The 17,548-nt window shown below is 35.9% G+C and carries 20 protein-coding genes and 2 tRNA genes; 4 read left to right on the plus strand and 18 right to left on the minus strand.

The annotated features are described in order from the left end of the window. Window positions 1-69: 69 nt before the first annotated feature. From LDX54_RS00660 to LDX54_RS00695, 8 genes are all read right to left on the minus strand, one after another. Window positions 70-957, minus strand: coding sequence for a lysophospholipid acyltransferase family protein (locus LDX54_RS00660; RefSeq protein ID WP_265667180.1), 888 nt, complete (start codon window positions 955-957; stop codon window positions 70-72). After that, window positions 954-1,901 (minus strand): glycosyltransferase family 8 protein, encoded by a 948-nt coding sequence (locus tag LDX54_RS00665; protein WP_265667179.1) that lies wholly within the window; start codon window positions 1,899-1,901, stop codon window positions 954-956. Before LDX54_RS00665 ends, LDX54_RS00660 begins: the two co-directional genes overlap by 4 nt. Before the next feature lie 20 nt (window positions 1,902-1,921). Continuing rightward, window positions 1,922-2,761, minus strand: a complete 840-nt coding sequence (locus tag LDX54_RS00670; protein WP_046324106.1) for a glycosyltransferase — start codon at window positions 2,759-2,761, stop codon at window positions 1,922-1,924. Between the two features lie 10 nt (window positions 2,762-2,771). Beyond that, complete coding sequence (locus tag LDX54_RS00675; RefSeq protein ID WP_187156931.1) at window positions 2,772-3,536, minus strand: 1-acyl-sn-glycerol-3-phosphate acyltransferase; 765 nt, start codon at window positions 3,534-3,536, stop codon at window positions 2,772-2,774. Between the two features lie 281 nt (window positions 3,537-3,817). Continuing rightward, complete coding sequence (locus LDX54_RS00680) at window positions 3,818-4,654, minus strand: PTS system mannose/fructose/sorbose family transporter subunit IID (protein ID WP_187156930.1); 837 nt, start codon at window positions 4,652-4,654, stop codon at window positions 3,818-3,820. Window positions 4,655-4,669: 15 nt separating this feature from the next. Further along, complete coding sequence (locus tag LDX54_RS00685; protein ID WP_265667177.1) at window positions 4,670-5,515, minus strand: PTS sugar transporter subunit IIC; 846 nt, start codon at window positions 5,513-5,515, stop codon at window positions 4,670-4,672. 18 nt (window positions 5,516-5,533) lie between these two features. Further along, entirely contained in the window at window positions 5,534-6,028 is a 495-nt protein-coding gene (locus tag LDX54_RS00690; protein ID WP_110445413.1) for a PTS sugar transporter subunit IIB, read from the minus strand. A 23-nt stretch (window positions 6,029-6,051) separates the two neighbouring features. Beyond that, window positions 6,052-6,465 carry a PTS mannose/fructose/sorbose family IIA subunit gene (locus LDX54_RS00695; protein ID WP_187156928.1) on the minus strand — a complete coding sequence of 138 codons (414 nt, stop codon included), beginning with the start codon at window positions 6,463-6,465 and terminating at the stop codon, window positions 6,052-6,054. Window positions 6,466-6,626: 161 nt separating this feature from the next. Here LDX54_RS00695 and deoC point away from each other — a divergent pair, with 161 nt between their 5' ends. Further along, a complete protein-coding gene (deoC, locus tag LDX54_RS00700; protein WP_198202215.1) occupies window positions 6,627-7,334 on the plus strand; it encodes a deoxyribose-phosphate aldolase in 708 nt (235 codons plus the stop codon). Window positions 7,335-7,443: 109 nt separating this feature from the next. Continuing rightward, on the plus strand, window positions 7,444-8,163 hold the full coding sequence (locus LDX54_RS00705; RefSeq protein WP_046324112.1) for a GntR family transcriptional regulator: 720 nt from the start codon (window positions 7,444-7,446) through the stop codon (window positions 8,161-8,163). 55 nt (window positions 8,164-8,218) lie between these two features. Here LDX54_RS00705 and LDX54_RS00710 read toward each other — a convergent pair whose 3' ends face one another. The 8 genes from LDX54_RS00710 to LDX54_RS00745 form a co-directional block, all read right to left on the minus strand. Continuing rightward, complete coding sequence (locus tag LDX54_RS00710) at window positions 8,219-8,959, minus strand: DUF4097 family beta strand repeat-containing protein (RefSeq protein ID WP_265667176.1); 741 nt, start codon at window positions 8,957-8,959, stop codon at window positions 8,219-8,221. Window positions 8,960-9,318: 359 nt separating this feature from the next. Next, the gene (locus tag LDX54_RS00715; RefSeq protein ID WP_265667175.1) at window positions 9,319-10,053 is read right to left on the minus strand and encodes a DUF4097 family beta strand repeat-containing protein; all 735 of its coding nucleotides are present in this window, start codon (window positions 10,051-10,053) and stop codon (window positions 9,319-9,321) included. A 203-nt stretch (window positions 10,054-10,256) separates the two neighbouring features. After that, the gene (locus LDX54_RS00720) at window positions 10,257-11,147 is read right to left on the minus strand and encodes a DUF4097 family beta strand repeat-containing protein (RefSeq protein ID WP_265667174.1); all 891 of its coding nucleotides are present in this window, start codon (window positions 11,145-11,147) and stop codon (window positions 10,257-10,259) included. Between the two features lie 80 nt (window positions 11,148-11,227). After that, on the minus strand, window positions 11,228-12,025 hold the full coding sequence (locus LDX54_RS00725) for a DUF4097 family beta strand repeat-containing protein (RefSeq protein ID WP_174794747.1): 798 nt from the start codon (window positions 12,023-12,025) through the stop codon (window positions 11,228-11,230). A 2-nt stretch (window positions 12,026-12,027) separates the two neighbouring features. Next, window positions 12,028-12,672 carry a DUF1700 domain-containing protein gene (locus LDX54_RS00730; RefSeq protein WP_265667173.1) on the minus strand — a complete coding sequence of 215 codons (645 nt, stop codon included), beginning with the start codon at window positions 12,670-12,672 and terminating at the stop codon, window positions 12,028-12,030. After that, window positions 12,653-12,979 (minus strand): PadR family transcriptional regulator, encoded by a 327-nt coding sequence (locus tag LDX54_RS00735; RefSeq protein ID WP_046324117.1) that lies wholly within the window; start codon window positions 12,977-12,979, stop codon window positions 12,653-12,655. Before LDX54_RS00735 ends, LDX54_RS00730 begins: the two co-directional genes overlap by 20 nt. 536 nt (window positions 12,980-13,515) lie before the next feature. Further along, window positions 13,516-14,601: a DUF4097 family beta strand repeat-containing protein gene (locus tag LDX54_RS00740; RefSeq protein WP_265667171.1), complete on the minus strand. Its 1,086-nt coding sequence runs from the start codon at window positions 14,599-14,601 to the stop codon at window positions 13,516-13,518. A 90-nt stretch (window positions 14,602-14,691) separates the two neighbouring features. Then, entirely contained in the window at window positions 14,692-15,567 is an 876-nt protein-coding gene (locus LDX54_RS00745; protein WP_265667170.1) for an alpha/beta hydrolase, read from the minus strand. Between the two features lie 128 nt (window positions 15,568-15,695). Here LDX54_RS00745 and LDX54_RS00750 point away from each other — a divergent pair, with 128 nt between their 5' ends. Next, window positions 15,696-16,217 carry a zeta toxin family protein gene (locus tag LDX54_RS00750; protein ID WP_046324121.1) on the plus strand — a complete coding sequence of 174 codons (522 nt, stop codon included), beginning with the start codon at window positions 15,696-15,698 and terminating at the stop codon, window positions 16,215-16,217. Window positions 16,218-16,280: 63 nt separating this feature from the next. Here the strand turns inward: LDX54_RS00750 and LDX54_RS00755 are convergent. Next, window positions 16,281-16,356: transfer RNA gene (locus tag LDX54_RS00755), tRNA-Lys, on the minus strand. A gap of 221 nt (window positions 16,357-16,577) precedes the next feature. Next, a tRNA-Lys gene (locus LDX54_RS00760) sits at window positions 16,578-16,650 on the minus strand. 140 nt (window positions 16,651-16,790) lie between these two features. Here LDX54_RS00760 and yycF point away from each other — a divergent pair. After that, window positions 16,791-17,507: a response regulator YycF gene (yycF, locus tag LDX54_RS00765; RefSeq protein WP_046324122.1), complete on the plus strand. Its 717-nt coding sequence runs from the start codon at window positions 16,791-16,793 to the stop codon at window positions 17,505-17,507. The last annotated feature ends 41 nt before the right edge of the window (window positions 17,508-17,548 follow it).

Genomic DNA, 17,548 nt, shown 5'->3' on the forward strand with positions numbered 1-17,548 from the left:
GGAAATATCCCCTTTCCAAATACACTTACTAATTGTCACCTCAATTATAGTCGCAAAAAAATCACAAGTCTAACCTTTATTTTGATTTTTTTGATAGTTGAAACGCCAGCCAGCAATATCCCAGGGGGTAAAAGTCAGATCCAACTTACGCTGGTAAGCCTTTTCATAAGCTGCAACTTTTTGCTGATAATCACATGCCATCATCTTCTTAGAATTTTCATTGGCACTCAGTTTAACGTCTGGAAAAATTGGTGGTAAAACATGGACTACATATTTTGTTTGATAAAAATTAGGATGATCTTTTTCTAGTTTATCGATTGTCTGGATTTCAATAAAAGTAGAAATGACTGGGACATTTTGCTTAGCCGCAAAATAGTACGCGCCCCGTTTTAATTCACGGGGTTTGCGGTAATTCCACCACATTTCCTGTTCAGGATAAATTAAAACCCAGTTGTTTTGCTCTAAAGCATCATGCAGGTGATTCGGGAACTCGTTACCAACATAGCTGGGAGTTTCTATTAAGGGAATAGTGCCCACATAGTTCATTAAATAGCATAAAATTCCCGGTAATTTCAAATTAGTATCTTCAATGGCAATTGTTAATGAATGATGAGCTTTATTAGCTAAATGTTTAATTGGCAGGGAGTCAATTTGATTAAAATGATTGGCCGTAATAATTGCCCCGCCTTGAGGTAAATCAGCCAGGTTTTCGAGTCCGGTAAATGTGGTCGATGATGTCAAAATACGCATCAAAGTATTGAAAAGCAAGTGACCAATTCGATCATTTATTTTTCCCTTGACAGTTTTTTGTTCATGCCAAAAATTGTTGACTAATTCTTTACTCTCTTTGAGGGATAATACAGGGTCACCAATTTCGACTTTGGCATGCCAATCCCTTTTGGCAACAGCTTCTTTAATATTTTGAATTACTTGTTCACGATTGTCACCGATAATCATAAACTAACAGGTCCTTGTTTTTTTACATTAGCCCAGTTATGAGGGTCATTAATGGTTTTGTCTTCTTTGGCTAGCATATGATCCAATTTGTGCCGGTCTTCATCACGCTGTTTATCAGTATAATTATTTAATTCTGCTAACAAATCATTGTAAAACTTAGTTTCTTTGGCACTGTTCCAAAAATATTCTTCATACTGCACATTTTGAAAATGCCACGGTTTAAAGAAAAGATTATAGTGAATTAAACTGGGATTAGCTAGGGGCTCAGTATTATCATTTGGCATTGCGTCCCATTTGGGATCTAAATGTAAAATTCTCTTGTCGCCAATTTCATTTAAGTAGTCTTGATCAGGAGCAATACAGTCAAAATGATATTTTTTGAGTAAACTCATAAAATGGTCAATAAAGTGTTCGTCGCGAAAGGCTTTGCAGTTTAAAACCAGCATTCCGGAATTGATATATTTTTTCGGATCAAGAACTAACACTTCTTTAATATACTTAACCATTTTTGTCACATATTGAATTGATGAGTCTGTACAAGCGGCAAAGAGGTGACTACCTAGCTTAGTATCATACAGTCTGCCAATATCATCGTTAACGATTGTGTCACTGTCGATATAAATAGCCTTATCGTATTGTGGAAACAGGTCAGGAATAAACAAGCGGTAGAAAATGGACATGGTAAAAAAGTCAGCCCGCAAAAAGTTTTCGGTACGATTCTGAATAGGGGCAACTATTTCATCATTAATATTAAAAAACTTAATGTGAACATTGCTGGTACCTATTTCTTGTAGGTCCTGTTTATGCTGTGCAGTTAAATCCTGACTTAAAAAATAAACTGTATAATCTTTATCAGTAGAGGAATTTTTAACCAAAGAATTGAGCGATACTGCCGCGTATTTTGTAAAGTCATCACTGATAGCATAAAAAACTGGAATTGTCATGTTGTTATTTTCTCCAAACGTTATTTTTTTATTAAATTGCTTTTAACATTAAGATAATTAGTCAAAATGTCATCATATTCATGCAATTTTAGCACTTTATGTACACGTTGAACATCCCATGGCTTAACCGTCAAGGTATGAAAGACGGGCCAAAAGCGAAAACTGGTAGTAAAGTGCTGGATCACAGTGTCTGGCTGCAATTTATACTGTTCATTATAGCGCCTGGGAGCAATTTTCTTTTCTCGTGCATAACGGTTAAGCGCAGTTTGATCCGGCATTAAAACTGTTCTGGTTTGTAAAAGATGTCGAATGCGGGCAAATAAGTTAGTTTTCCTGATTTCAGGCAAGTTAAGCAGCAAAACGCCGGAATTAACGTAATCAAACACTTTGTGTTCGTGCAAGTTGTGGAAAAAGAAGCGCCCCCAGTAATCAAGGACACCAACAAGTTCAGTGCCAGTTAAATCTTGCTGGTAAAAGTTGACTAAGCTGCGTCTGACAATCACGTCAGCATCAAGATATAATATTTTATTTGGCAGCTGCGGTATTTCATCCGCAAAAAGTCTGAGCATAGCATAGGGAGTAAAATGAGTACTCATATTTGCTATGAGAGGTTCTCTGACAAATAAACCAGTACAGTCCATCAATTTTAAAGTGTTTTGGGGATTTTGCTTTACTAAGAGTGATTTGAGGTAATCAGCCGCTTGCTTACTAAAAGGCTGAAATTTTTTATGATAACTTTGAGTATACATTGTTAGGATGTATATATGGAGTTCTTGGGCACCACTGTTTTTCAATAATGAAAGAGTAGCGATAAGAATGCCATCCTCGGCGTTATGGTCACCGCAAAAAAGAATATTCATTGAGAACTCCTTAGTTTATTTTTTGGTACGTACAATATTCATAATTACTTTTTAAGGCTCGTTTTTGCATTGTTTGATAAATTTCCTGGTGCAGCTTTTCTTGTGCCCGCTTTTTACCAATGTGTGAATCTGGGTAAAAAGGGCCATCGAGATACACAATTATGCGCGGCCTTTTACCCCATTTGGGCTTAGTATAAGTTGTAGTCATAGTAAAACTGGCTACGTCAAGTGTAACGGGAAAGTGCATACTGGTTGCAGGAAAAGGCCTGATTTTAGTGTAATAGGGCCAAACGTGAGCTTCAGGATAGATGACAACTACTTTTTTAGCCTTAATAACGGTAGCTACTGCCTTAATTAGTTTACCAGATTGCTGTAAGTTCTGACCCACAGGAAGCCCAAAATAAGGCAAAACCAGTTTGCCTAACACAGGGATGCCCCAATTTGATTGTGCCCCAATTGCATAATAATTTTTGGTTGGAATAATGTTAAGCGGCAAAACCACGTCACCAAAGGCTTGGGTATGGTTGCCATAGATAAAGTAGCCTTGATTTGCGGCAGCTTGCAGCTTATCCTTGCCAACTATCTTTACCCTTAAAACCAACTTAATATAGATTATACTAATTAAATGCCCTAATGAACGTACAATTTTTGCCCAGACTTTTCCACCTAAAGAATGGGGGAAAATATTATAGCTATTTGGCAAGTGATAATCCTGGCTCTGGCTAACTACCAAATCATCAGTTAAATGATGATAAAAGTATTTTTGCTTACCCATGAAACCCTTCTTTCGATAATGCCATCAAGTAATTCTATCATGAATCTTGTGAGATTAAAAAGGGGGCGATATAGGTTAGTTGTCATAACTTTATCTAGGCAATCTATCTTCACATACTTGCTTAATTTATTAATAGTTAAGCAAGTACTTACCCAAAATATTATAAGTAGGTAATTACTTGTCGATTAAATTAACTTTATGTACACAAAAAGAGCACATAATTGACATGTGCTCTTAAATTAACTGAAAATGAGTATAGATGTACTTTTACAAATACGAGGTTAAAATAATCCAATCAAACAACCAATAGTTATAATTACTACCATGATGATAATGACTTTAGTAGCTGTCATTTGTTTACTGGAAACAAGCCACCAGCCTAAAATAACCATAGCTAAAGGCAATAGTCCAGGGAAAATACCGTCTAGAACCGTTTGTAAAGGTTGCGATTTGCCACCTAAAGGAATTTTCGCCACTGTTTTTAAGACAATGGTATTTGCGGCTAATGCGCCCACGACCATTACACCTAAGATGTTAAAAGCATCGGTAATTTTTTTGGAATTTTCGCCCACAATAGTGTCGATTGCACCAACTCCCAGTTTATAACCACTATGAAATGCAATATAGGAAATTGTAGGTCCGATTATACCGTAGGCAATGATGTAAAATAATGGTCCGACAGGACTGCCACCCTTGGCTAGACTCATAGCAATTGATAATAGAATAGGAACAATAATTCCTTGAATAATTGAATCACCAATGCCGGCCAAAGGACCCATTAAAGTAGCTTTAATGTTAACTGGCATTTCTTCTGAAACGTCATTACCTAAAGCAATTTGTTCTTCTAGGGAAGCAACAATCCCATTAATAATTTGACCTGTTTGTGGTTCAGTATTGTAAAACATGGAATGACGTTCAAGTAGACGTCTTTTTTTCTCAGGATCATTTTTATAATATTTACGTGCAAAAGGTAAGTAAGAATATGCCCAGGCATGTCCCTGCAACTTTTCATAGCTCATTGAACTGAGGTGTGTAAAACCCCACCGATACCAAATTTGATTAAGTTCATGTTTTGATAGTAGCTTTTGTGGTTCAGTATTATTTTCTTTTGTAGCCATTTTTAACACCTCTCGTTAAAATAAGTCTTCATCTTCATATTCGTCATCATTATCAACCGCCTGTTCTGCATTATTTGCAGAGCTAGTAGCAGTTGAAGCACTGCTTTTACCAGTTGCCATGTAATACAGATATGCGACTAAAGCGGAAATAAAGACAATTGCAATCATGCTTAATTTGGCAAAAGCTAGTAAAACAAAGCCGACAAAGAAGAAAATAAAGTGTGATTTGTTTTTGATTACTATGCTCATTAACATTGCAATACCCAAGGCTGGCAAAACGCCGCCCAAAACCTGAATAATGTGGGTTACAATAGCGGGAATGCTGTTGATTAGCCAATTGACTAAACCTTTACCATAATAAATTGCCAGAAAAACTGGTACAGCACGTAAAAGGAAGGTAGTGATTTGTGGATAAACTAGATGGTTCAGGATGATACCGCGATCATCATTATTATGAGCGGCGTTTTCAGCGCGAGTGTTCCAGAAAGAATAAAGAGCCATTCTGCCGTTGTAGAAGATTAAGCCAAATGTCTGACCGATGAGAATGGCTAAGGTAACAGCGATTGCAGGATTTTTAGTAGTCGCCATTGCTAAGCCGATACCACCATAAGCTGCATAAGTAATTTCACTGTTAGTAGCACCTCCAGTTGACAGGTTAGCGATGAAAACTGCTTGTACAGCTAAGCCGCACAAAATACCATTTTTAATATCACCAAAGGCAAGACCGACTAGTAATCCGGCTACCAAAGGTCTACCAACAATGTAGAAGCCTCCAGTCATACCAAAGAGCCAAGGTGTTTCAATCGCTCCCAGATAACAGAAAATTCCTGTTAAAAGTGCGGGAAAAAATAAATTATTCATTTTTATTGCCTCCAAAAATTAGGACATAGAATCATATTTCTTTTTCATAGTTGACCAAGGCTTAATCTCATCATCAGGTAATAGCTGAAATTGAATATCAATACCATGCTTGGCAATATCTTCAAAAGCGTTATAGTCGTCTTGATCGATGGCTACTGTCCGTCCGAGTACCTTAGTTCCAGGACGGGTATTCATCGGGCCAACATTTAATACTTTGCCAAAGTCAACGCCCATGTCTGCCATTTGGGCAAAAGTCTTAGGGGAGTCGCTGATTAAGAAAAATTTCTTTTTAGATTCAATCCCCTTTTTGATTTTTTCGCCAGCTTCAGCAACCGTATAAATGCCAACTTTTAAGTCGTTAGCAGCAGCTTTTAATACCTTACGGCGCAACTTATCGTGGGCTATATTATCACCGACAACTAAAATGCCGTCCACAGGACGTGCTTTTGTCCAACGGGTCATAGTTTGGCCGTGGATTACCCGATCATCAATTCTTACTACTGAAATACTCATTATTACTACACCTTTCTTATTTTTCAAAATTCAATATCGTCATCATCATCTTGCTGGTCTTGAGCAACTGCAATACCATTGGTTCCTGCCTGTAGAACTGTCTGTACGGCTTCGTCAAGCGTTGTATTGTCAGATAACTGAGGGACAAGTTCTAAAAGCATTGGTAGATTCAGTCCACTGACCACTCGTATTCTTTCTGTATGAGCCAAGTAGTACTTAAAGGACTCATTGTATGGAGTTCCACCTTTTAAGTCTGCCAGAATTAAGACTGGTTCTGTTTCACCGTCAAGCAGCTCTTGTAGACGGTCACGATATGAACCAATTCCTCTTTCATCTAATGCAAGTATCATGATATGGTCTGATTTGCCGGCAATAAATTCAAAGCCAGAAGCGATGCCTTGTGCTAAATGTCCATGTGAAGTTAATAATATTTTCACTAAAATCACCCCTTTTGTAAATACATATTAATTTACAACACAATTATATGTAATCGCTTTATATAAGTCAAACACTATTTTTATAATAAAAAGTAAGCGGTTGACATTATCACTTTCTGTGGGTAAAATCAATTTATGTAAATACAAAAAGGAGAATAAAAATGAAGTATACAATAGATGATTTTGCGCGACTAATTGATCATACTAACTTACATGCGGATGCAACCGAAGAAGACATGAAAAAGCTTTGCGATGAAGCTAAAAAATATCATTTTAAGATGGTAGCAATTAATGAAGTTCAATCTGAATTTTGTGCCCAGCAACTAAAGGGGACGGATATTGATACTGGGGCTGCGATCAGTTTTCCTTTGGGCCAAACTACAATAACTTGTAAATTGGCAGAAACTAAAGATGCATTACAAAATGGTGCTAATGAAATCGATTATGTTGTTAATTTAACGCAAGTGCGAGCTCATAATTGGTCTTATATCGAAGATGAAATGACTCAAATGGTTAAACTTTGCCGTGACCATCATGTACCATGTAAGGTCATTTTTGAAACCTGCTACTTGACTAAGGCTGAAATTAAGCAGCTGGCCTTAATTGCTAAAAAGGTGAAACCAGATTTTGTCAAAACTTCAACTGGCTTTGGCACCGCTGGTGCAAAAGTAGAAGATGTTAAGCTAATGAAAGAAAATGTTGGTCCTGATGTCAAAGTCAAAGCAGCAGGCGGCATCCGTAATACTGATGATTTCCTGGCAATGATTGCAGCTGGGGCCGAACGTATAGGTACCAGTTCAGGTGTAAAGATTATTGAAACTCTTAAACAACGATTTGAAAAAGATGGTATCAACGCAATTGAAATTTAAATAAAAAGTCAGTGTAAAAAAAGTAACAGCTAACTCTTTACACTGGCTTTTTGCATGGTATATTATTTTTATAATGACATAATTAATAATGTGAAAGTGATGGAATAAATTGGCAGAAAAAGAACTCCCTAAATACCAAGTAATTGCCAATGATCTTTTGAATAAAATTCAAACTGGTTTTTACCCGCAAAATACAATTATTCCACCGGAAACTGCATTAGCGGATAAATATCAGGTGAGCAGGCCAACAATGCGGCAAGCAATTTCATTGTTAGTTAATCAAGGTTATCTGGAGCGAAAGCGTAAGCGAGGGACACTAGTTAAAAAAGTTAAGATTGAGCAAGAATTTACCCATTTGATTGAAAGCTATAGCGCAGAAATGAGTGCTAAGGGTATCTACCCTAAAACTAATTTGCTATATTTTGATGAAGAAAAAGCGACACCCGAAGTAAGCAAAAATCTACAGCTGCCTGAGAAAGCACCGGTTTTTAAATTAGTGCGGCTGCGCTATGCCAATGATCAACCGATTGTTTTAGTTACAACTTATGTGCCTAAACAGAGGATACCTGAGTTGATTAATTATAATTTTGCCCAGGAATCTTTATATAGTACTCTTGAAAAGTATCATTTAAAAGTTACGCGAGTAGTGAGGCGATTGGAAGTAATAGAAGCTGACGAAACTACCGCCAACTTATTAAACATTGCAGTTAATAAGCCGGTGTTCTACTTTCACACTCAAGGACTGACAAGGGATGAACGGCCAATTGAATATTCGATTGCTAAATATCGGGGAGATATTAACTCATTTATAATTGATGTTCAGCGCTAATTTGATACATTAAAAAAGTCTTACTTTGCCTGTGCAAGTCGAAGTAAGACTTCTTTTATTGAATTTTGATTGAGCCCACCGAGCTGATAGCAGTTAATTGGTTGGCACTGCCTTCATGCTTGTAAAAATGCTTGCCCATTCTACTGCCGTGAAAGTAGATTGAGCCAAGAGTAGTAGATAAATCATAATCAGTCTGATCATCTCTGTCGTCTAAAGTTTTTAGTGATCCGGCAGCTAGTTGAAAGTGGTTTTTTCCTTGTAAACCTTTGATCTTGACAGATCCAGCAGATAGATTTGCATTAGAATTCATCTTACACTGGTAGATATCTAAATTACCCGCATCTAAACGTATTTTAGTATCATTTTGAATCGTGACGTCCTGTAATTTTAAGGAACCAGCATTTGCTCTGACATCAAGTTTCTGCATATTCAGGCCACTCAAATTAAGTCTACCGGAAAAGTCGTTTATTCGTACCTCATTGAGCACGGCAGTCTGGGGAACGGTAATTGTCATTTTATATTCGGCTTTGCAAATATAAATTTTTTTCTGATGATTATGAGGATAATGAGGCTTTTGCTCACGAATAAAAAGAGTTTGTTCTGCCACACTAATTTTCATGCGCTCAGGATTAATGTCATGAGTTGATATATGAAAATCAGCGCCCACTTGAACAGTAACATTAGCAACATATGTTTTTGCATCTATGTTGCTAAAATTTTCCAAATCAATTTCTTGTGATTCTACTTTTTCATCTTCAAATTCTTGATCAAAGTCTCCGTCAATATGTATTTCCATAATTAAGCTATCTCTTATCTTTTAACACTAATTTAATTTTTCCTTATGATATCATGCTAGTTTAAGCTAGGCAATAAAAAATTAAACTTTGTATTTATTACTTTGATCTAGACAGTTAAAAAGAATTGAATTAATTTTAAAAATCAATCCAAATCTTTTTGCTTTATGCGGGTAATTAGCTGCAGATTATATAGAAGTTAAATCTATAAGAATGTCACCGTCACCACAGGGAACTTTGAGTAGAGACGCACCCCTCTTAATTTTTTAGCAAAATGTTTGTGATAGGTTATTACCGTGAATACAAGTTCATCCTCAGAAGAAATTGCCAACTGGTAACTGGCCTTAGATGGTCTACTCATTTATTGAATTTTGATTGAGCCCACCGAACTGATAGCAGTTAATTGGTTGGCACTGCCTTCATGCTTGTAAAAATGCTTGCCCATTCTATTACCATGAAAGTAGATCGATCCTAAAGTGGCAAATAAATCGTAATCTGTCTTATGCTCTTCATCATCTATCATTTTTAATGAACCAGCGGCTAGGTTAAAGTGGTTTTTCCCTTGCAAGCTTGTGACCCTGATAGTTCCAGCAGCCAGATTTGCATTAGAATTCATCTTGCAGTGATTGATGTATAAACTACCAGCGTCTAGCACCATTTCGGCTTTATTTTGGATCGTGATGTCCTGTAATTTTAAGGAACCAGCATTTGCTCTGACATCAAGTTTCTGCATATTAAATCCAGCTAGATCAATGTTGCCAGCAAAGTCAATTATCTGGACTTCATTGAGCTCTGCAGCTTGAGGTATGGTAATAGTTATTTTAGGTTTAATTTTGCGAATATAAACTTTTTTGTTAAAATGAGACTTTCGTGCACGAATAAAAAGGGTTTTCTCTACCACACGAATTTTTATCCGATCAGGATTAATGTCATAAGTTGATATATGAAAATCAGAGCCTACTTGAACAGAAACACCAGAGGCGGCTATTTCAACATCTATGTTGCTAAAATTTTCTAAATCAATTTCTTGTGATTCTACTTTTTCATCATGAGTTTCAAATTCTTGATCAAAGTCTCCGCCAATATGTATTTTCATGATTAATCTGTCCCTTATCTTTTTAACACTAATTTAATTTTTGCTTTATCTTATAATATCATGCTAGTTTAAGTGAAGCAATAAAAAATAAAGTATTAGATTTAGTCAACTAAAATAACCAATTAAAGAGACTTGGATTAATTTTAAAAATTAATCCAAGTCTTTTGCTTTATGAGTTTAATCAGCTGCAAGATGTATAGAAGTTAATTTATGAGAATGTCACCGTCACCACAAGAAACTTTGAGTAGAGGCGCACTCTTTAATTTTTTAGCAAAATGTTTGTGATAGTTATTACCATGCAATATAAGTTCATCCTCTGAAGAAGTTGTCAACTGGTAACTGATCTTAGGCGGTCTGCTCATTTGGAAATCTCCTTCACTTAAATTAAAGGAGCTGTCAGCCAATAATTTGGAATCATTGACTCTTACGTCACCATCACCCAAAGTTGCCTTAATTTTAAATTGACTATTCGTAATAGTTAAATCACCTTCATTAAAGTTTAAAGTACTATTCATTAAAATTGAATTATTAACTTTTAAATCACCGTCGACCAGGTCAAAATTGGCTTTGCGAGCTTTCACGTTTTCAGCACTGACATTACCATCTTCAAGCTGTAAGTTGAGGTCAGAAACAGTTAAGTTAGTCAAATGAATATTACCTTCAGAACATGATCCTGATATTTCTGTGATAGAGTCATCTGCCGGAACGGTAACATTTACCTGATAAGTCCCGTCCTCATAAGCATTATTGTCAGAAATGGTCAGCTGGTCGTCTTCAACTTTAGCACTAATCTTTTTGATATTAGGACCGCTGATAGTAACTTGAAAGTCGTTTCCTTTAGTGATTTGGATATTGGGCTCTTCGGCGTCAATATTAATCTTAGAAAATTTGCCTACATTAAAAGTACGTTTTTTGGCTACCACGTGGTGGGATTTTCTACTTCTTTGATTATGATTAAAAAAATTGCCAATATTAGTTGTCTGGCCCGAATGAATGTTATTGATATCTTCATTGCCGCCTTTGGCATGGCCAAAAATAAATAAAATTATGCCAATAATGACGATCAGCCCGCTAATTTGGTAAAACTTTTTCATTGCTCTCCTCCTTGTTTGGGCTACGTTTTTTTGAATAGGTGCTACTTACCAAGAAAGCATCTATGTAAATTACTTGCCCACTAATTAATTAGAATATCGCCATCCATACTGGTAACTTTTAGTACAGGTTTATTTTTAACTTTTTTTGCAAAATGGTTGGAATGGTAAGAACCTTTAAACATGATTTTATCATCCGAATGGTTTGTCAATACATAGTTGATTTTAGGGGCGTTTGACATTAAAAAGTCGCCGTCATTCAATATAACTGAGCTATTATTTAGTATTTGAGAGTCGCTAATTTTAACATCGCCATCATTTAGTTTTAGTGAACTACGTGAAAAAGTCGATTGATTTACTTTGAGGTCACCGTCATTTGAATTTAGGTCAAGGTTTTTTGCAGTAAGCTTATTAAGCAAAACGTCGCCATCTTCTATTGTCAAATTGATGTGGGGAACATTTAAACTGTTGATATAAAAATCGCCTTCTTCACAAAAACCAGTTATCTTTTTCACTGCGTTTTTAGCAGGAATATAAATGTCGACTGCATAATAACCATCGTTATAATGATGTTCTGGCTGATCCGAAATAGTGAGCTGATTGTTAGCGACATTGGTTTTTATTTTTTTGATGTCTGCTCCGTGCCCACCTCTAACTACCACTTTGAACTTGTTAATATCCTTAAGTGAAATTCGGATATCGGGTCTGTAACAGGCTAACTTAATACTGTCGAACTTATTCACGTAAAAAGTCTTGCTTTCATTATAATGAGTGCGTTTACCATTATAATCATGTGACGGGTTATCATTTAATCTAAATACGAGTAGTAGAATCAGCCCGATAAGCAGTATCACACCACCAATTTTATAAAACTTTTTCATTTTTATTTTTCCTTATCTGTATTTTTGTCAGAACTCGTCTGAAAGTAATTTTTCTTAAGCAGGTTTTTACCTAAGTTTCTAATAATTTGGGTACACTTGGCAATCAAAATTTTGCCCAGTTTGATAATAAACGGCATTAACAGTAGGATGACGCCGATACAAATTAACGATTTACCTAAGTAAACGTAGCCTGTTGGCCAATCACTGGTGAATAGGAGAGATAGTGACTTCAGGAAGTTTAAACCACCACCAACAAAAAAGTTAAACAAAAATCTTATTAAAGCAAAAAGTAAGCCAAAGAAAATTGCCAGTAAAAAGAAAATTACGAATAAAATTACCAAAATAAGCGGGATGCCGATTGGTGCAGCACAAATACCCAATAATATATACCAGCTGGCCTTTAAGTTTGACTTAGGAGTTTCTGTTTTGGCAGGTGCTGAATCATCTTTAGTTGAATAATCAGCTAAAATATTGATTGCCAGCTGTTTAGGAGTTCCTAATTCCGCCTCAATTGTAGAACGTCTGACGAAGTCGCCATCTAATAAAAATTCACGGTAAAATTCAACGACATCTTCACGGTCTTTTGCAGGTAAATCGACTAAGTTTTGTTCAAGTTCGGCAATATAATCAGCAATTACTTTGGTCATTTTGTCCTCCTAATACTTGATTAACTTTTGCACTAAAATCTAGCCATTCATCTTGAATTGAGTTTAGCATCGTTATTCCTTCAGCAGTAATATGGTAGTAGCGCCGGTTTCGCCCCTGATAAGGCTCATCATAAGTTGTTAAGCAGTTATCCTTTTTTAGTCTTCGTAAAACAGGGTAAATAGTTGACTCGGAGATAGAGAAAATCTTTTGCACATTTTGTGTCAAAGCGTAGCCATACAGATCATCTTGTTTTAGAAAAGCTAAAACCGCACCATCTAGCAAACGAGTTGGTATTTGGATTGCCATGCTTTGCCTCCCCTAATATTATATGTTATATAATATTTTAATTTAGGCCGCAGAAATTAGCAAGTACTAAACCGTAACTTTTTATAAATATACCGAAAAATGAACAATTGACCTTTCTTAAAAAGTTAGAACAAAAAATAACCGTCTCTGTGCTGGCATACTTTGGCGGTTATTAATTTGGCTCTATAATTTATCCTGTTGATGACTTATCCATGTGGTAAGCTGTTAAGTTTACCTGTTACATTATTATATGTAACCCACACATATGATGATGACTTAATAGCTAAAGCGGATGAGGTTATTCGATTTTAAAATGTTGTAGTAGTGCAGCTTTTAGAGGAAGCTTTATAGCTTGAATAAAATAGAAAAAACCTGATAAGCACAAAGTTATCAGGTTTTGGGTCAGTAGTAGTTCTGACTAGAATTCAAATTTATGATCAAAGTGGAGAAACACGTTAACTTTTGTCAATAAGAGCAATACAAAAATATATGTGATGGTAAATTGATTAGACAATATCTTTTTAACAGATGTATTTCTAACTGATGATAATATCTCCATCTCTTGAAATTGCTGTTAAGGAATCACTTTGTGTGTTTTGGCTATTAAAGCTGTTGCCAATATTGGAATGGTGATAAATGATGTCCCCATCACTTGTTTTTAATTGTACGCTGATCTCGTGAGCAAGATGGCTTAGCCTCAAATCACCGTCTGCAGTTTTAACAATGTTTTGGTTAGTAAGCTGACTGCGCTCAATCTTAATATCCCCGTCTTTTGCTTCTAGGTTGAGGTTAGCGTGACATTGGTTAATTTCTACATCGCCATCACCTGTTTTGACGACAATTTGCTTAAGAATACTGCGTTTAAAACTGACATCTCCGTCATGAACTCTGCTTGCTAACTGAGCAATTTTTGACTGGGTGACAAAGAAGTCAGAGTCTCTGCCAGAAAAGGTTAGTTGGTCTGAGACTTGAACGTTATTTAAGTATAAATCTCCATCATGCAAGTCAAGTACAATATTATTAAGACTGAGATTTTGTAACATAACGTCACCATCGCGGTTATGTCCACTAATTTCAGTTAGCGAATCTACATTAGGAACGGTAATTTCTACGCGACTGGCATTGGTAAGTCTGTTGAACATAAGCACATGAGTTTTTTGTTCAGTGGGAAACTCTTTAACTACTAATGTCTGCTTAACTAAATCTATTTGTATTGGCCGACTACTATAATCTGCCACTACTATTTGAAATTGCTGACCTTGACGAATCACTACATCAGTGTCCAACACTTCCAGTTTTACTTCACTAAAGCCTCCAGGAGCAATAGTACGCTCCTTGCGCGGATATTTTTTAACACGCAAGCCGTTAAAATAATTATCACTGGCATGCGGAGCATTAGCAGAAGATGTGGCTGCTATTAAAAACCTAACATAATCATGTTTAATTTGTTGGGCCAAACTGTCTGGAGTTCCTAATTCTCTGTTAATTTCTTCTTTTGTTTGAAAGTCACCATCAAGTAGAAAATCACGGTAAAAATCTAATGTGTATTTTTGCTCAGCTGTGGACAAAGTTGATAAATTAAGAGCTAACTTTGAGATGAAATTTTCAAATAGTGGATTCATCATTTTTCTCCTGTTACTAAAAACGTACTTTTCCTTTTATTATACGCTAAAAATTATGATAAAAATATTAAAATTACTTAAAATAAAAAATTATTTAGACCACAAAAATTGCCCAATGATCCGATCTACTTTGTAATTTTCATGTAATTTACTGTGTTGACCATTTGCGCCCTTAATTTCGATTTCATGATACTTGCCTTTGCCTCTTAGCAGGTACCGTAAAGATTGCGCTGAAACACAGCTGACATCATCATCTGAATTAGTACCGTCTTCTTTATTACCAAAAATATTTAATATAGAAACATTATTGGGAAAACTATGACGGTGCATTAAAAAATATTTGTAGGATTGAGTCATGTACTTTGGCCGCCCATTTTTGAGCAGGTAATTATGATTGGGTTCCTCATCTATGCCAATGATGCCATTAAAGGGTGCACCAAGATTAACTTGCTTTTTTAATCGCGGTAAGTTACTATCTTTACCATATTTTAGCTGGTAGGCAAGTGTCATAATGTTTCCCATAGAATGAGCTACGGTATTATATTGCTTAATATGGTATTTTTGCTTTAAACATAATATCAGGTTGTAAAACCACTCACGTGTCGTATAATAGTTGCTGTTTTTATTATCTTGCAAAATTACTTGAATAAGCGGTCTTTTAGTTTTACGGGGCCAATTGCCTTGTAATTCAACTTTACCTGCAGGAGAAATTTTAGCTGTTAAAACTTTGTGTGCACCATTATGGCGTTCGGCATAAGCGATCATCCCGGCAGTTGAATGAACGCCAGCACCATAGCCATGCAAATAAATGGTAGGCGTAGCTTTAAAATGAGCTTTTTCCGTATTGGCGGAACTGACTTCATCCGTAGCCGTATGCGAATTTTTTTGTTCAAAAGCATGAAACAGAACAATTGTAATTAACAGTAAACCTAAAATACTTAATCCTATTAACCATTTTTTCTTCATTAATATTGCCTACTTTGATCATTTATGTATTAATTATATCTTATATATATTATTCTATTATTAAAAATATAAAAGCTTAATAATAGCGTTAGCTTTTTAGACACTCGTATTGAAAGGAAAAAGATTTAATGGCACCAATTTTTATTTTAATCAGAGGAAACTCAGGCAGTGGTAAAACCGTTTTAGCTAATTATTTGCAAAAACAGTTTGGCTACCAAAGATGTTTACTTTTGCATGAAGATGTATTGCGCCTTGATCTTTTACATGTTAAGGAAAAAGTAGCAGCACCAACTGCCAGTCTAATAGACTCACTGGTAATGTGGGGCCGGCAGTATTATCCCATAATTATATTAGAAGGGATATTGCCCAAAAAGATTTATGGCCCAACTCTAACTAAAATAATTCATGAATTCGGTGCAGGAGCTTTTGTTTATTATTTAGATATTTCTTTTGCACAAACAATAAAAAACAATAATAAAAAGGGCAATCCTTTTCCACTCGCAACTCTTCAAAAATGGTGGCTTGAAGAGGATACACTTGGCGGAAATGAGCGTAAACTGGCAGAAGGCTCGATCAAGGAATCGGCAGAGGCAATTTTGACAGATATTGCAGATTATAAAATGAAAAAAGGTGACCGGAACGTCACCTAAAATTTAATTAATTAAAAAAGGCAATAAAAAAAGCACCGACTACTTGCAGTGCTATTTTTATTATGGTGGGTGGCCAGGGGCTCGAACCCTGGACCCACGGATTAAGAGTCCGTTGCTCTGCCAACTGAGCTAGCCACCCGTTATCATTTCTGTTGACAGTTAACTATGATAACAATTAATTTGCTTTTTGACAAGGCTTTTGTGTAAAAAAGTATGAAGAATTCTACTTATTAAGTTTATCCTCTAACTGTCGTAAATATAGGAAACAAGAAATTAAATAGGCTTTTTATTTAGATTTAATATCATTTTTGACAAACAAAAAAAGACAGCAATCAAGTAATTGCTGTCTTTAATAATCAATGGGTGGCCAGGGGTTCGAACCCTGGACCCACGGATTAAGAGTCCGTTGCTCTGCCAGCTGAGCTAGCCACCCATAAGCGTCATTACAAATAACCAACGGAGACTATTATGCTATTATTTTCGATGAAATGCAAGTTTTTTTATTAAATTTTGATGACTTTTTTGGCTAATAAACTAAAAACCAGTATAATGATAACAAAAGGGGGCTTTTCGATGTCAAAGAAAATTCTCGTTGTTGATGATGAAAAACCGATTTCTGATATTATTAAATTTAATTTGACAAAAGAGGGTTTTGACGTTGACACTGCATATGATGGTGAAGAAGCCATCAAAAAAGTTGACGAATACAATCCTGACTTAATGATTTTAGACTTGATGTTACCCAAAAAAGATGGTTTGGATGTAGCTCGTGAAGTAAGACAAACACATGATATGCCCATAATTATGGTTACGGCTAAAGATACTGAAATTGATAAAGTTTTGGGTCTGGAAATGGGTGCAGATGATTATGTGACTAAGCCTTTTTCTAACCGTGAACTAGTGGCACGGGTGAAGGCTAATTTGCGTCGGCGTAATATTGTTAAAAAAGATGAAAGTGCTGGCGATGATAGTTCAACGAAAAATATTACTATTGGCAATTTGGTAATTATGCCAGATGCCTATATTGTTGAAAAAGAAGGCAAAAAGATTGAGCTGACTCACCGTGAATTTGAGTTGCTTTATTATTTAGCCCAGCATATGGATCAGGTAATGACCAGGGAACATCTTTTACAGACTGTTTGGGGTTATGACTACTTCGGTGATGTCCGGACAGTTGATGTTACTGTGCACCGTTTACGTGAAAAAATTGAAGATAATCCAATTCAGCCGCAGATTTTAGTAACTCGTCGCGGTGTTGGCTATTACGTTAAGCAGCCTAATGAAGACTAACAAAGAAAGCCCCGCAGTATTTTACAAGCGCGGCTTTCTTT

The sequence above is a fragment of the Lactobacillus sp. IBH004 genome (genome assembly GCF_026185255.2).
GTDB classification, from domain to species: domain Bacteria; phylum Bacillota; class Bacilli; order Lactobacillales; family Lactobacillaceae; genus Lactobacillus; species Lactobacillus melliventris.